The sequence below is a fragment of the Paenibacillus sp. FSL H7-0331 genome (assembly GCF_001956045.1).
This window is the reverse complement of the sequence record NZ_MRTH01000043.1, coordinates 1-14,124: the sequence shown is the minus strand read 5'-3', so window position 1 is coordinate 14,124 and position 14,124 is coordinate 1. Positions and strand designations below refer to the sequence as shown.

At 50.7% G+C, this 14,124-nt stretch carries 8 protein-coding genes and 1 pseudogene; 4 read left to right on the top strand and 5 right to left on the bottom strand.

From position 1 onward, the window contains the following. Positions 1–115: 115 nt before the first annotated feature. Positions 116–952, bottom strand: a complete 837-nt coding sequence (locus tag BK127_RS35230) for a sulfurtransferase (protein ID WP_076237186.1) — start codon at positions 950–952, stop codon at positions 116–118. A gap of 190 nt (positions 953–1,142) precedes the next feature. Between BK127_RS35230 and BK127_RS35225 the strand changes: the two genes are divergently transcribed. Continuing rightward, positions 1,143–1,640, top strand: a complete 498-nt coding sequence (locus BK127_RS35225; RefSeq protein WP_076237185.1) for a GNAT family N-acetyltransferase — start codon at positions 1,143–1,145, stop codon at positions 1,638–1,640. 60 nt (positions 1,641–1,700) lie between these two features. Here the strand turns inward: BK127_RS35225 and BK127_RS35220 are convergent, their stop codons facing one another. Together BK127_RS35220 and BK127_RS35215 are read right to left on the bottom strand one after the other, a co-directional pair. Next, entirely contained in the window at positions 1,701–2,012 is a 312-nt protein-coding gene (locus tag BK127_RS35220; protein WP_076237184.1) for a 4a-hydroxytetrahydrobiopterin dehydratase, read from the bottom strand. A 14-nt stretch (positions 2,013–2,026) separates the two neighbouring features. Next, the gene (locus BK127_RS35215) at positions 2,027–2,320 is read right to left on the bottom strand and encodes a hypothetical protein (RefSeq protein ID WP_076237183.1); all 294 of its coding nucleotides are present in this window, start codon (positions 2,318–2,320) and stop codon (positions 2,027–2,029) included. 157 nt (positions 2,321–2,477) lie between these two features. Here BK127_RS35215 and BK127_RS35210 point away from each other — a divergent pair, with 157 nt between their 5' ends. Together BK127_RS35210 and BK127_RS35205 are read left to right on the top strand one after the other, a co-directional pair. Continuing rightward, a complete protein-coding gene (locus BK127_RS35210; RefSeq protein WP_076237182.1) occupies positions 2,478–4,103 on the top strand; it encodes an SWIM zinc finger family protein in 1,626 nt (541 codons plus the stop codon). Further along, on the top strand, positions 4,100–7,204 hold the full coding sequence (locus tag BK127_RS35205) for a DEAD/DEAH box helicase (RefSeq protein WP_179097720.1): 3,105 nt from the start codon (positions 4,100–4,102) through the stop codon (positions 7,202–7,204). The genes BK127_RS35210 and BK127_RS35205 overlap by 4 nt, the downstream gene beginning before the upstream one ends. An 85-nt stretch (positions 7,205–7,289) precedes the next feature. On the opposite strand, the pseudogene BK127_RS35200 reads toward BK127_RS35205, so the two are convergent. Both BK127_RS35200 and BK127_RS35195 read right to left on the bottom strand, forming a co-directional pair. Beyond that, positions 7,290–7,511: pseudogene (locus tag BK127_RS35200) on the bottom strand (IS66 family transposase); the annotation flags it as partial. Between the two features lie 357 nt (positions 7,512–7,868). Further along, the gene (locus tag BK127_RS35195) at positions 7,869–9,014 is read right to left on the bottom strand and encodes a response regulator (RefSeq protein WP_076237181.1); all 1,146 of its coding nucleotides are present in this window, start codon (positions 9,012–9,014) and stop codon (positions 7,869–7,871) included. Positions 9,015–9,235: 221 nt separating this feature from the next. Between BK127_RS35195 and BK127_RS35190 the strand changes: the two genes are divergently transcribed. Beyond that, positions 9,236–14,124: FIVAR domain-containing protein (locus BK127_RS35190; RefSeq protein WP_179097719.1), on the top strand; the 4,889-nt coding region annotated here is incomplete at its 3' end.

Below are 14,124 nucleotides of genomic sequence, written 5' to 3'. Positions count from 1 at the left end.
CGGAGGTTCTTACAGGCAAGCTTGCTGCAGAAAACACAAAAAAGACTGCTTTCGGGCCGCTTAATTCGCAGCCTGCCACAGTCCCTAAGCCCGCCTTCAGTGCACTCCTCAGTTGTTACTCTTCTCCTGTCGCTATCGGATTCCCCTCATAGCTAATCCAGTCACTCCATGAGCCCGAATACAGCAGCACATTAGAGAACCCTGCTTCCTTGAGCGCCAGAACATTAGGGCAAGCTGTCACTCCCGATCCGCAGTACACGATTATCTCATCGGCAGACGCAAGATCAGCGAATCGTTCTTTTTGTGCAGCAGCATCCTTCCAGCCGCCCTGTTCATTCAGACCCTGCTTCCAGAAGTAAGACTTCGCTCCCGGGATATGTCCGGCTACCGGATCAATCGCTTCTTCGAGACCGAGATATCTCGGTTTCTCTCGCGAATCGACCAGCACCGTACCTCGACGACCTATGCGATTCTTGACATCCTCCATCTGAAGCAGAAATCCCTCTTGCAGCTTCCCTTCATAGATCGTTGCATGCATCGCCGGAGGCTCATCGGTAACCGGGTAACCTGCTTGCTTCCACATAGAGAAGGTTCCTTCCAATACATATACCTTCGAGTGTCCCAAAGCCTGCAGCATCCACCATAAGCGGGAAGCCATCGCTCCGCCCTGATCATCATAAGCGATAACCGTCGATTCCGAGTCAATACCAACCTCACCGAGCCGATGCATAAAATCTTCCCAATTAGGCAGCGGGTGTCTGCCACCATGCTCGCCCTTGGGAGCGGATAAATCCTGCTCCAGATCCAGATAGACGGCTCCGGGAATATGATCGATGTCATAGGCATTGCGTCCCGCTTCGGGTTGACCCAGAGTAAACCGGCAATCCACGATAACGATCTGTTCGTCCGTTCCATGCTCAAACAACCAATCCTGAGCAACGATATGCTGCATCCTCTTACACTTCCTTTATTTGTCTTTGTCTTCATCTTACCATTATATAGTCAAATATTACCATACTATTAATCAATGGAGGTCCAGTAACGGAACGCCTTAAGTCGACAGCTCGCAGGAATGCGGTTAAAATGGAGTGACCCTATACGATAAAACATGATGTGCTCAGGTACATCGAAGGAGGTTCTCTATGGTCGCGCATTCTGCATCCATGTTTCAGTTCATTCCCTTAATCGAAGCCCATTGCCGTGATATATGTACCTGGTCTTATCCCATGCCTTACCATACGTACAACTGGCCTTCTTGGGAGACCATGCTTGCTCAGCAGGATGAATTTGCGGATGAACAGCTTCGTAAGGAACAGTACAGTGCCATCGTGGACAAAAGCGGCTTGATGTGGGGCTTTGTGCAGTTTTTCCCTATAGTAGGGGTTACCCGAATCGGACTCGGCATGCGTCCCGAATTATGTGGACAAGGCCACGGCGTCGCTTTTGTTCAAGCCATTACGACCGAAGCCAGAAGAAGAACTCCAGCCAACGAAATTGATCTGGAAGTGCTCGCCTGGAATGTTCGTGCTTATCGTGTGTATCAGCAAGCAGGTTATGAACAGACCGATACGTATACGAAGACAACACCTACAGGCAAGGAATTATTTTACTGTATGGTATGGAACCCAAGAAATACATAAGCGAATATCAGGTCGCTATTGCACTGAGTCCCTCAAGTCTTTGAACCATGATCATGCTCGTTATGTTGCCTGGGCCGTAGTCCCCATCTCGAAGGCAGCATCGAATCTAGCTGCAGCCGTAAAATCCAGCTCCGTTAATCCACCTGCATTCCATGAAGTCAGACGTAGTGTTACCAGCTTATAATCAATAGCGATCATAGGGTGATGGTTCAATTCCTTTTCGGCCATATTCGCCACTTCCTGAACAAATGCAACACCGTCGAGGAATCGTGAGAAACGATACTTTTTGGATATCCATTTACCATCCTCACGGCTCCACCCCTCCGCCTTTTCCAGTCTCTCTGTTACCGCTTCCTCCGACAGCTTGTTCATTCGTCTCCACCCTCTCACACCAAATAAATGACATTAATTAGCGTTTCTTCGTGATAGATAACGATTACATGTTTCTCCTTATCGTGACTCAGCGTGCACCTGCCCACGGGAATTTTGGGATCGGTACCCAGTCCATAAAACAAATCGTCGGCCAAGGTCTGAATACATGCCCGCTGCTCTTCAGACTCGAGCTCTTCCCATTCCACTGCTGTCATCTCCAAAAAACTGTAGCATTCGTCGATGCTAAGCAGCGCCTCTGTAAAATCACTAATGATATCCGGGTATTCACGGCCAAATTTAATGCCCACCTCTACCACTCCTTCGGGTTCACAACCACATGGAAATACTTACTAAGCATTTTAACCCGAAAAAAGCTCTTCATGCAAATATCCAAATTAAGCATTTCGTTTCAAAATCTGTTACACTGTAAGGATAGACAAAAAGTTCGGAGGCGGAACGTTTCTTATGTTGAAGCTGCAAATTCCAAAAAACCGACTGAATTATTTAATAGAACGGATGCAGCAGGACTTCGAACTGTCGGCTCTGGAGCGCGGATGGCAGTACGTACACAAAGGGCGAGTGAAGGACATTGAGCTGCGTCACGGTATGGAGATACATGCTCAAGCCCATGGTGCCGAGCTATATGAAGTCATTCTGGATCTTGAACAATTTGCCAAAAGCTCCTGCACCTGCCCCAAGGGGAAATACTGTCAGCATAAGGCAGCGGTTATTTTTGCGCTTTATGCGCCATATGCCAGACCTGAGATCCTTCTGCAGCAGCTTAAACAGGCGATTCTGGTTAAAAGCCGTCAGCAGCAGACACGAGCAGCCACAGGCTCCACAAAGGCCGAGAAAAAGGCCGATCGGCTGGAGACCCCTCAAGCGGACCAGTTGCCCGTTCAGTGGCAGCGTTTCTTTGACCAGCAATTTTACGGATATTCGTTATCTCAGCAAAATTCAATTGAATTGTTTTATCATGCTGCCCAGGACTCTTTGCGACCCATTGCAAGCAAATGGGAGACTTCCATACGGCAATTATTCGAGCTGCACGTCCTGTTATTTGTGATGCGTAAGGTCGAACAATTTATATCCGATTCCAAAGCCTCCTATCTGGCCTCATATATGGATTCCGGCAGCAAGATTATCGCCAAGCTTTGTCAGGAGCAGCTCGATTTGCTGCTGCCTCAGATGGACTGCAAGCAAATAGCAAGTGGTTATCCGGAAGCACTCGATGAAACTCTGGTTCTGCTCGGTGAGCTTGCGCTGAATGGCAGCTCTTCGCCCATGCAGTGGCTTGTCGTATACCGCAGCCTATGGTGGAAGCTTGAAGGACAGCCGAAGCGGCTGGCCAAGGAACGTAAGAGGCTGGAGCAGTTGGCTGCCAAAGCGTCTGCTCTCAACCAGACCGGGAAAAGCGAACCTAGCAATCGTGATTCCATTTTGATGGCTTTGGCGCATTTCCAGGTGATGGAGCAGCGTGATGAAGAAGCCAGAGCTCTGCTGTCACCGTTGGCCAAGAAAGAGGCACGCGATTTTTTCTTGTATTTGCACCGATTTTATGAGGAACAGCAATGGGAGCGCATGCTTGATTGGCTTCGCTGGCTGCTGCCAACGATCCAGCGGGCGCAGCAGGAGGAATTGCGCATATTTTGCACGTATTGGATGGAAGCCGTCAGTCGCCAGCCCGATGACAATGAATGGGTTGAGGTTATGGTTGCTCTGCTGCCGCGAACCTATTATTTTTACACCTCCTATTTAATGAAATCAGAGCGCTTCAGGTCATGGGTCGATCTGCAAATTTCCAATCGCGTCTCCCCTATCGACCTGTACTCTGCGGACTTGAAGCTGGTGGAGGCGAAGAACCCCTCACTGCTGTTGCCTCTGTACCATCAGGCAGTAGAACGCTGCATTGCCGAGAAAAACCGGAATTCCTATAAGCTCGCGATGAAATATTTAAAAAAACTTCAAGCGTACTATACGAAGCTCGGTAAGCCCCAGATCTGGGATGAATATATATATCTGCTCTCTACGCGATATTCCCGTCTACGCGCATTGCAAGAAGAGCTTCGGAAAGGGAAGTGGATTCCATGATAGAACCTTCTGCGATCACCATTCATATCCGCCCCATGACGCCCGCCGGTTTCTTCTTGTATGGTGCGCGTCCCAATGGCGGTATTTGTGACGCTTACGACTTGAAGCATCTGCTCTTCGCATGGCATCAACCCTCCTTTTATGGAACATTTATCGAAATCACCGAGTTTATGAACATGGAGGGGCTGCATCTGCCTGCTCTGACGGCGCTCGACTACTTGTGTAGTCCAAGCGCCGTCTCCCATACGAAGCTGGAATGGAACCGGGATCTGCGCGAGCTTATGCGTCTGGCCCCTCATGTGAAGGAGACGCTGGTCCAAGGCCGCTGTATGCCGGATTTCACCAAATGGAAAGCTGGGGAGCTGAGCTGGAAGCTGGATCTTCCGGACACGATAGCAGCAGCCGCGTTAACACCGCTTGCTTCTGCATGGATTGATCAGCTTATCCCCGAATGGGGATTGGAGGACGGTGCTCTGCGCCAAAGCATTCTACAGCTGGAGCAGAATTATCCGCTGATGCTGCGCGGCAAGCTGCCCTCCGACATGTGGATGGATGAGGAGGACTGGCTCTTCTCGATCGGCTGGCAGACGGATGGCACTCCTTTTCGTACTTGTCTGCAGCTGAGCGAGCCGACTCATGGTCAGGGCGCTTGGCCTGTCCATGTTATTTTGCAGGATCGCTCCAATAAAGATCTGCTGCACGAAATCGATGCAACGGCTTTAGCCAATTTGGATGACGTCCACCTGAGCAGTCGGGATAGTGTCGAAGACAAAGAGACGACTGGGAGCGGGAATGGCTCCGAGAGCATAACAGCAAGTTTAGCACCAAGTTCAACTATAAGCTCTGATACAGATACTGCCAACGGTTCAACGGATCACAGCCTTGTACCTGATCATGTCGCTGATTCCGTTCAGCCTGCACTCCTACCGACACTTGACCTGCTGCCCGAGGCTTGGCAGCCTCATCTGGCAAGAGCCGCAAGAGACCTGGCCAAGTGGCAGCGCATCGTCCCCGTGCTTCAGCAGCAAGACGAATCAGCCAGCGCCATTCGCACCGAGCTCTCATCCGATGAAGCCTGGGAGCTGATGACTAAGGGGAGTCTGCGGCTGATGGAGGCCGGTTATTCTGTCTTTCTGCCTGCTTGGTGGGAGCGTATTCGTCGTTTTCGACCGCGCCTTAAAGCCAAAATCAAATCTTCCGTCGGTACAGCACCGCAAGCGATGTTTGGGCTGCAGCAGCTGATGCAGTTCGACTGGAAAATTGCCCTTGGCGACATCGAGCTAACCGAGGAGGAATTCCGCGAGCTGCTGGCTGAGAAGCGCAGACTGGTGCAAATTCGCGGCCAATGGGTCCAATTGGACCCGGCGCATCTTGCTCAGCTGGAGCAGGTGATGAAGCAGGTGCACAAGAAGCAAGGCCTTACGCTGCGCGATGTGCTGGAGCTGCATTTGCTCGGCTCCTCCGCAGGTGAAGAAGATTTGGGGCTGCAGCGATCTCTGCAAATGGAGGTTGAGCTGAACGAGCAGCTGGAGGAAATGGCACAGCTTCTCAACCACACGAAACGACCGCCGTTGATTGAACCTCCAACCTCGTTTCAAGGGACCCTTCGTCCTTACCAGCTAGAAGGCATGTCCTGGCTGCTTTTCCTACGCCAAATCGGACTCGGCGGCTGTCTGGCCGACGATATGGGACTCGGGAAGACGATCCAGATGATTACTTATTTACTCAACATGGAAGAGTTAGATCCTAATAACCATAACACTTCGACAGTGGTTAACCCGGACGATACGGCAACCGAGCGTACGCCTTCCTTACTCATCTGTCCAACATCTGTACTGGGCAATTGGCAAAAGGAGCTACAGCGGTTCGCACCCAAGCTGAAAATCCATCTCCATTATGGTCCAAATCGGGCCAAAGGGATGGCGTTTAAAACTGCCTGCGAAGGCCATCATCTCGTGCTGACCACCTACACGTTGTCTCATCTGGATGAGTCCGAGCTGACACAGTTCGAATGGAATTCGATCTGCCTGGACGAAGCGCAAAATATTAAAAATGCCTACACCAAACAAGCGACTTCTATCCGCTCTCTAAAAGGTCGTCATCGAATCGCCATGACGGGAACACCTATCGAAAATCGCTTAACCGAGCTCTGGTCGATATTCGACTTCCTGAATCCAGGTTATCTCGGTTCGCTTCGGGATTTCACGCAGCGGTACGTCAACACGATTGAAAAATCGAATGATCCCGAGCTGGTAGAAAAGGTGCAGCGGTTAATTCGTCCCTTCCTGCTGCGCAGAGTGAAGAAGGATCCGGCGATTCAGCTCGATTTACCAGACAAGAACGAATACAAAACCTTCGTTGCCCTTACCGCGGAGCAAGGCATATTGTACGAGAACTATATTAAGGATATGTTTGAAAGACTGGACCGCTTAACGGCAATGGAACGAAGAGGATTAATTTTGGCGGCCTTAACGAAGCTGAAGCAAATTTGCAACCATCCCTCGCTCATGCTGAAAGAGGCAGCCAATTCACCTTGGCAGCAGCGCTCCAATAAGGTAGAGCGTCTGCTCGAAATGGTACAGGAGCTGCGTCAAGAGGGAGATAAATGCCTTATCTTTACACAGTTCGTGGAAACGGGGCATCTGCTTCAACGTATACTGGAGCAGGAGCTTGGGGAGCCTGTCATTTTTCTTCATGGCGGTACGCCCAAAGCAGGCAGAGACCGGATGATTGCCGAATTTCAAGGTGATGTACAAGAGGTGAAGGCGCAGCCGGGCATTTTCTTGTTATCACTGAAGGCAGGCGGTACCGGACTGAATTTGACTGCTGCGAATCATGTGTTTCATTTTGACCGCTGGTGGAATCCAGCTGTTGAGAACCAGGCGACGGATCGGGCTTTCCGAATCGGCCAAACCCGTCATGTACAGGTGCATAAATTCGTCACCCTCGGCACTCTCGAAGAACGAATCGATGAAATGATTGAGAAAAAGCAGGAGCTAAGCCAGCAAATCGTCGGCAGCGGCGAGCAATGGATTACAGAAATGTCGACTACCGATCTGAAGGAGCTATTTTCCCTGCGTAGCGAATGGCTGGAGGGTTAGAAGATCCGGTGAGGTTCAAAGACGTGAGTGTCAAATAGCCCCCACCCAGCGGTCAGATGAGGGCGGGTGTATGATGAACAGAGATGTAGATGGCTGCGCGAGCCTTTGCTCCACTCGGCGTATTCGCAAAAAGCCAATTTTTGCACCCAAGGACAAATCGCTTAATGGTGCGCTCGCTGCGGTTGTTGTCGATCTCAAGCACACCGTCCTTCATAAAAGCGGTTAGTTGGTTCCACTGGTTCAGGCTGTAGCCGATTGCTTGCCCCAGCAGACTTTTGGGCATCGTTCGAGATTTCTGCTGGCGTAGACAAGGCTTCTTGGATTGCTTATTATAACGAACATTTAGCCAAAACGTATAACTGGAAATTCGGCGGAAAGCTACCCCAAACCTGAATATGCCATATAATCCCTTATTTAGCTAATCAGCACTAGTTATAGCCGAGAATGAGTAAGATTCGCTTTTATTCTTCACATTCCCGCATCCCCGACATTTGGTAGTGAAAGGAATTTTTGGGGTAAACAAGCCGCTAAATACATATAGCGATGATTCCGGAAGAAAGACCATCACGTAGACAAGTCGATTCGATTAGCTAAGATACAACGATTCATCCAAACCAAGATAGGTTAAGCAAAAAAAAGAAGCTCTCGTGTTGAAATATGCCAACTAATGGTTGAGCACACTTTTGTCCGGTTGTTTCCATTGTGCGTACCATTCCAATATGTCCCGACAGGGATCGATCTCCTCTTCTTGTTCCAACATTCGAATCATAAGTTGATACTGTTTGTCGACAGAGCCCGTATCATTCAGTCGAGCATATATTTTCATAAGCTCGAGATAACTATCTTCATACAGAGGATCTTGATTTTGGATTTTATGGTAAACGCTAAGCGCCTTTATATTCAGGTCTTGAGAAAGGTAAAATTTTCCTAATTGCTGGGCGTGCTGCAGCCATAGTGCTTTGAGTCTTTGGCGCTCGCCTTCCGCCCACACAAAACTTTCCTCTTCATAAAAATTGCCGCCATACATATCGAGCAATCGCTCATGCTCAGATGCATGTTCGATTGAAACAGGATTCAATTGACGGAGCTCTTGCTCCCATTGTTCCGCATCGATTTGCAGTTGGTTCACCTCAAGTACATATCCGTTCTGGGCATATCGGATCGAGATAAAGCCTTCTCCGACTGTATCCTTCCATATCGTGCGAATCCGGTTAATACTCGTCTGCAGGTTGGCAAGGCCTTTGCGCTCGTCCAATTCCGGCCAAAGCAGCTCCAGCAAAACATTCTTGCTAATTACCTTTCCCCGATGCAGCAGCATGTAGGCAAACAGCTCTTTTACCTTGATCGTCCTCCATTTCAGGAATTCCAAATTCCCGTCCAGCCTGCGTACCTGCGTAGGTCCCAAGCAATGATACAGTACTTTTTCGTCCCTCGGGGATTTCGATTTAACCGTAATGCGCTGCCGTAGACGCAGTATGGTTCGGCTCAATCGTTCGCGGTTTAACGGCTTTACCAAGTAGTCGGCCGCACCTAGTTGGAATGCCTCAAGCGCGTATTCGTCATAGGCAGTCACATAGACGATTTCTGTGTCTGGCGCGATCGAGTGTATGCGTTCAGTTGCCCTCAAACCATCCAATCCCGGCATGTGAATATCCAGAAAAACAGCATCGGGCTGGAACTCGCCAATATGGCTGATCGCTAATTTGGCATTCAAGTAGGAAGCGATTACTTCGCAATCGGGAAACTCCCCTAACATTTTTTCCAACCTGATTAATGCCAACCGTTCATCGTCAACCAGCACGACTTTCATTCAGGCTCAGCCTCCTTCCGTCGACCGTCCATAGGATCGATATTACTTGTAATGTATTATATCGGCAAGCTTTTCTAAATTGTATAGGATTTAATAAATAATCGCTCCTACATTCATTCAGAGTGAATCCTCCATCCTGCGTTTTAGAATTTGGTTAGAAGGGTTGTGTATAATGGGTTCAATGCCGTGAGGCTATTAAATGGAACAGGAGGATGTAAAGAATGGCACTAGGAGACATCAAGAGGAGTTGGAAAAAAAGGCTCTCTGCGATGCTGGTCTTCACGATGGCAGCGGGCGGTTTTTCCAGCATCGTCGCGCCGCGTGAAGCGGAAGCAGATCCCGGACCTACATTGCCTGCATGGGCCGGCAATGCCCAGTTTTGGCTAAAAGCGGATGAAGGTGTCACTACTGCGACGTATGGGGCGGATCTCGGCGTTGAGCGATGGGATAACCAAGCCGGAACGGTAAGTTTCGATACGTACGGAGGACCGGTATATAAGGTGGCGGGAGCCAACTTTAATCCGGTTGTGACGTTTGGCAATACAGGCAAAGTGACGGCCGGTCTGACGCAATATTTAAAGGGCAACTCGACCATTACATATGCGGATGCATATGCGGTATTCAAGGGGAAAGGAACTATAGTAGGATCAGTTAACAAGATGGCCAATTACGGAGCGGCGGTTTTTGGCAGCCAAGATAACCGTCACTATGTAGGCAATGGTACGAATTCAACATACAGCCGGTTCCCCTTTTCCGAGAGCGTTGCAACCCAGCGGTTTCATATGACGGAGTTCGATATTTCGGGCGGTTCGTATATAGGGAATCTGGATGGAGAAGGTCAAACGCTCACCGGCAGTGCACTTGTACCATTCAATTTCAACCCAAAGATTGGAGGTACTGAAGGCGGCGGGAGTTCTGATAACTGGCAGAACTATAACGGAGAGCTGGCGGAAGTGATTGTCTTTTCTGGAAGCACCGCTGCTGACCGGAACCAGATCGAAAGCTATCTGGCGCTCAAGTACGGCCTTACCTTGAATAATGGCGGAACAAGCTATGTTAACAGCCAAAATCAAAAGGTCTGGGACTCGGTTGCTAATAGCGTCTACAAAAATCGTATTACCGGCATCGGCCGGGATACCGGAAGCACGCTGAACCAAAGACAATCCGTGTCCCAGAATGCGGGAGCGCTTGTGACGCTTGCGGCGGGCAATGCCATTCAAGCGTCTAACCAATCAAACGCGCTGAGCAACCTGGACAATGGAGATTTTCTGATCTTCGGCGACAACGGCGACAGCAACAGCACCGCATACCAAACATCAGTTTCAGGCACGGATATGAAACGAATGAATCGGGTGTTCCAAACTGTCAAGACGGGCTTTACGACAAGCAAGCCGATCACCTTGCAGTTGGACGCTTCGGCCCCGGCAGGCGCAACTCATTTGCTGGTCAGCAGCAGTGGCACTTTTGACAGCACCAGCGCCAAATATGCGCTGACCGGAAACAAAGTTACGATTAGCAGCAACGACCTGAGTGCAGCGAGCTACTTCACATTCGCGCAGGCAGCCACTGTAACGAAAACTCCGGGCGGAGTGACGAACGGTTTGGCGTTATGGCTCGATCCCGCAACGATTGAGGCAACCGTAGCGGACGGCAGTTCTGTGGCCGAATGGAAAGATTCGAGCGTCAATAACAACCATGGCGTTCAGAACACAGCCGATAACCGGCCCCTATACTTTAACAATGCAACAAACAATGTGAACTTTAACCCGATCGCCAAGTTCGACGGCGTCAAAAGTTATCTCGATCTTGACGGAAGCAAGCTGCCGCAAGGACAGACTCCCAGAACGATCATCGCCGTAGGGCAAACAGCGGCGGCAGATGCCAATAAGTATATGATCTCTTGGGGCACCGGCAATTATAATCAGATGATGGGCATGATGCAGTTGGGCAGCAAAGGAGCATTGAGCGGATATGGCGCGCCTTATGCAAGCGCCGATGGCTTCTGGAGCCCGGGTATTCCGAACGAGCTGTTCGGAATGTGGGAAGGCAACTCGGGAGGAAATCAGGCAAGTCTATACAGCAAGATGAAGCTGTTGGACAACTCGTCGATGACGACATGGAATACTACCGGATCCAGCGCAAGAATCGGGGCAATCGTAGGCAGTTTGAGCGAGAGCTGGCAGGGCGCAATCGGGGATATTTTGGTGTACAACCGCGCCCTCGACGAAAGCGAGCGTCAACGCATCAGCACCTACTTGGCGCTCAAATACGGCTACATGATCGATCAATCGCAAGGCCCGCTTAGCCGTTACATCGCATCCAACGGCACCAGCATCGTATGGGATGCTACAGCCAACTCAGCGTACAAAAACAATATCGCTGGAATTGGCCGTGATGATGCCGGAGCGCTAAACCAACGGCAAAGCCACAGCACGAACAGCGGACAGCAAGTTACGATCGGCCTGAGTACGATCGCGGCAACCAACTCTGCCAATGCAGCAGCGTTCCCGGCGGACAAGCAATATATGATTTGGGGCGACAACGGCAAATCGTTGACATCGTTCGGTCAGACGATCCAGATTGCCGGAAGCACATCCTTGAAGCCTGCTGAGCGCATTTGGAAAGTACAAAACACGAATAATGTCGGCGCCATTCAGCTTAAAATTGCGAAGAATGCCTTTGCAGACGGAACGCAGGCGAGTGATATCAAACTGCTCGCAGGCAACGACGAGAGCTTTGCAACCGCTGCGGCAATTGCGGTTCAAGAAAGCGACGGCGATTTTGTAGCCAACAACGTAACGTTACCGAACAACGGATACTTTACGTTTGCGCAAGCAGCCACCACAGCGAAAGCTCCTGGCGGCGTAAACGGCGCTTCCTTATGGTTAAAGGCTGATAAAGAGGCAACGGCTGACGGTGCGGGACAGCTTTCAGGCTGGACCGATCAGACGGGCACGAATCAATTTACCGTCAACGGCACACCTGCTTATAAAACAGGCGCAGTCAATTTCAATCCGGCCGTATCGATTCAAAATACGGCAACGGCGAAGCAAAATCCGAACCAGTCCTTGATCGGCAACAATCCGATTACGTATACGGAAGGATACGCCGTATTCAAACAGCAAAACGGTGCGATAGTCGGCTCGGCAGCGCCTGTTGCAGGCGGTTACGGAGTCGGCATCTTCACGAAGTGGGGCAGCAGGCAATATATTGGCAACGGGGCGAACGGCACTTATCGCGGTTTCTCCTTCAATGACACATCCCGCTACTATATGTCATCGTTCGATGCAGCCGCTCCGATCGATTCACAAGGCCGATTGAATGGCACGCTTCAAACGGTAACAGGAAAGAATACGTTTAACAAAATCAACTTCACACCGGTCATCGGAGGTACGTTCGGCGGAGGAAACCCGAACAACTGGGATCATTATAAAGGCGACATTGCCGAGATCGTTCTTTTCCCGGCAAGCAATACGGCGCTGCAAAAGCAACAGGTAGAAAGTTATTTGGCACTGAAATACGGGCTGACGCTTAATAACGGGAACACGGACTACGTAACGAGTGGTGGCAGTGATACGATGTGGACGGTCGGCAGCAACGCCGGCTACGGCAAACGGATTACCGGCATAGGTCGGGACGACGGCAGTGATTTGCTGCAAAAGCAGTCCAAATCGCAAGAGAAAGACGCGCTGGTAACAATCGCGTTGGGCAATACGATCGAGCCGGCCAATTCGTTTAACGCGAACACAATCGATACGGATATGTCTTTCTTCGCCTTCAGCGATAACGGCGCGGCAGCCAAGTATGAAGGAACGGTTCAGGAAGCTCCGGGACATGAGCTGAAGATGCTGAACCGCGTATTCAAAGTCGAGAAAACGAAATGGCAGGATAAAAACATTACCTTGAAGCTGGATACGGTAACGGAAAACCCGGCTGTCCTGTACTATCTTATCATCGACGGTGTTAAGACAGGCATGACGTTGGATGGATCGGGTCAAGTTACGATCAACAGCAGCATGTTGAACAACGGCTCCACCTTCACATTCGCCAAAGTGTATAAAGACGCACTGAAAACGAATATAACCAAAGCGAAAGGATTGACCGCTGCCAGCTATACACCGGACAGTTGGGCCGTCCTGCAAAATGCGCTCGATAACGCCGAAGCGGTACTGAATAATGCGGCGTCTACACAAGCGCAAGTCGATGCCGCATTGGCCGCTCTGGAAGCTGCTCGGGCAGGACTTTCCTCCGGGGCCGACAAGGTGCAGGCGAAAGCGGATGAAATTCAAAACGAAATTGCGCTCGGCAGCTTGAAGCCTGGCGACTATACGACAGATAGTTGGAACGCACTGACCGGGGTATTGAATGACGCGAGAGCGCTGCTTGCCCGCTCGCCGCAAGCGACGGCTAACGAGTTCGGACAAGGATTGTCCATGCTGGAAGCGGCGCGAGTCTCCTTAGTCGATTTGAGTCAGTTACGCGCGAAAGAGGCTCAAATTACCGGCGAGAATTTGAAGCCGGCAAATTATACGGCAGACAGCTGGCAAGCGCTGCAGCAAGCGTTGACCGACGCACGCACCGTATTGGCTAAACCGAATGCGACTCAAGCCGAGGTCGATACGGCGAAATCCGCGCTTGAAGCGGCAAGAGCAGCATTGGTGCCGGCCGCAGATAAAACCGCGCTGCAAGCGAAAATGACCGCAGCGAAAGGATTGAAGGAAGCCGACTATACGCCAGCAAGCTGGGCGGTGCTGCAGCAAGCGCTGTACGGTGCCGAAAATGTGATGAACAACCCGAATGCGACTCAAGCTGAAATCGATACGGCAAAAGAAGCATTGGAAGCCGCGTTGGCGGGACTCAGCAGTTCGCTCCCGCAGTTGCAAAGCGCAGTTAGCACCGTCCAGAACGATATCGACCTCGGCGCATTGAAGCCGGGCGATTACACGGCGGACAGCTGGCTTGCACTGAGCGGGGCTCTCGATGAAAGCAAGGCGCTGTTGAGTCGTACTCCGCAGGCTTCCGAAAACGAGATCGGACAAGCTTTATCCAAGTTGGCAACGGCACGTAATGCACTCGTAGACCTTGCTCCGTTGCGCGCCAAAGCGTCGGA

Excerpts from the sequence above, each read along its gene's own strand:
- BK127_RS35220 (WP_076237184.1), bottom strand. The coding sequence starts at position 2,012 with ATGAACAAGCTGTCGGAGGAAGCGGTAACAGAGAGACTGGAAAAGGCG.
- BK127_RS35195 (WP_076237181.1), bottom strand. The coding sequence starts at position 9,014 with ATGAAAGTCGTGCTGGTTGACGATGAACGGTTGGCATTAATCAGGTTG.
- BK127_RS35205 (WP_179097720.1), top strand. The coding sequence starts at position 4,100 with ATGATAGAACCTTCTGCGATCACCATTCATATCCGCCCCATGACGCCC.
- BK127_RS35210 (WP_076237182.1), top strand. The coding sequence starts at position 2,478 with ATGTTGAAGCTGCAAATTCCAAAAAACCGACTGAATTATTTAATAGAA.
- BK127_RS35225 (WP_076237185.1), top strand. The coding sequence starts at position 1,143 with ATGGTCGCGCATTCTGCATCCATGTTTCAGTTCATTCCCTTAATCGAA.
- BK127_RS35230 (WP_076237186.1), bottom strand. The coding sequence starts at position 952 with ATGCAGCATATCGTTGCTCAGGATTGGTTGTTTGAGCATGGAACGGAC.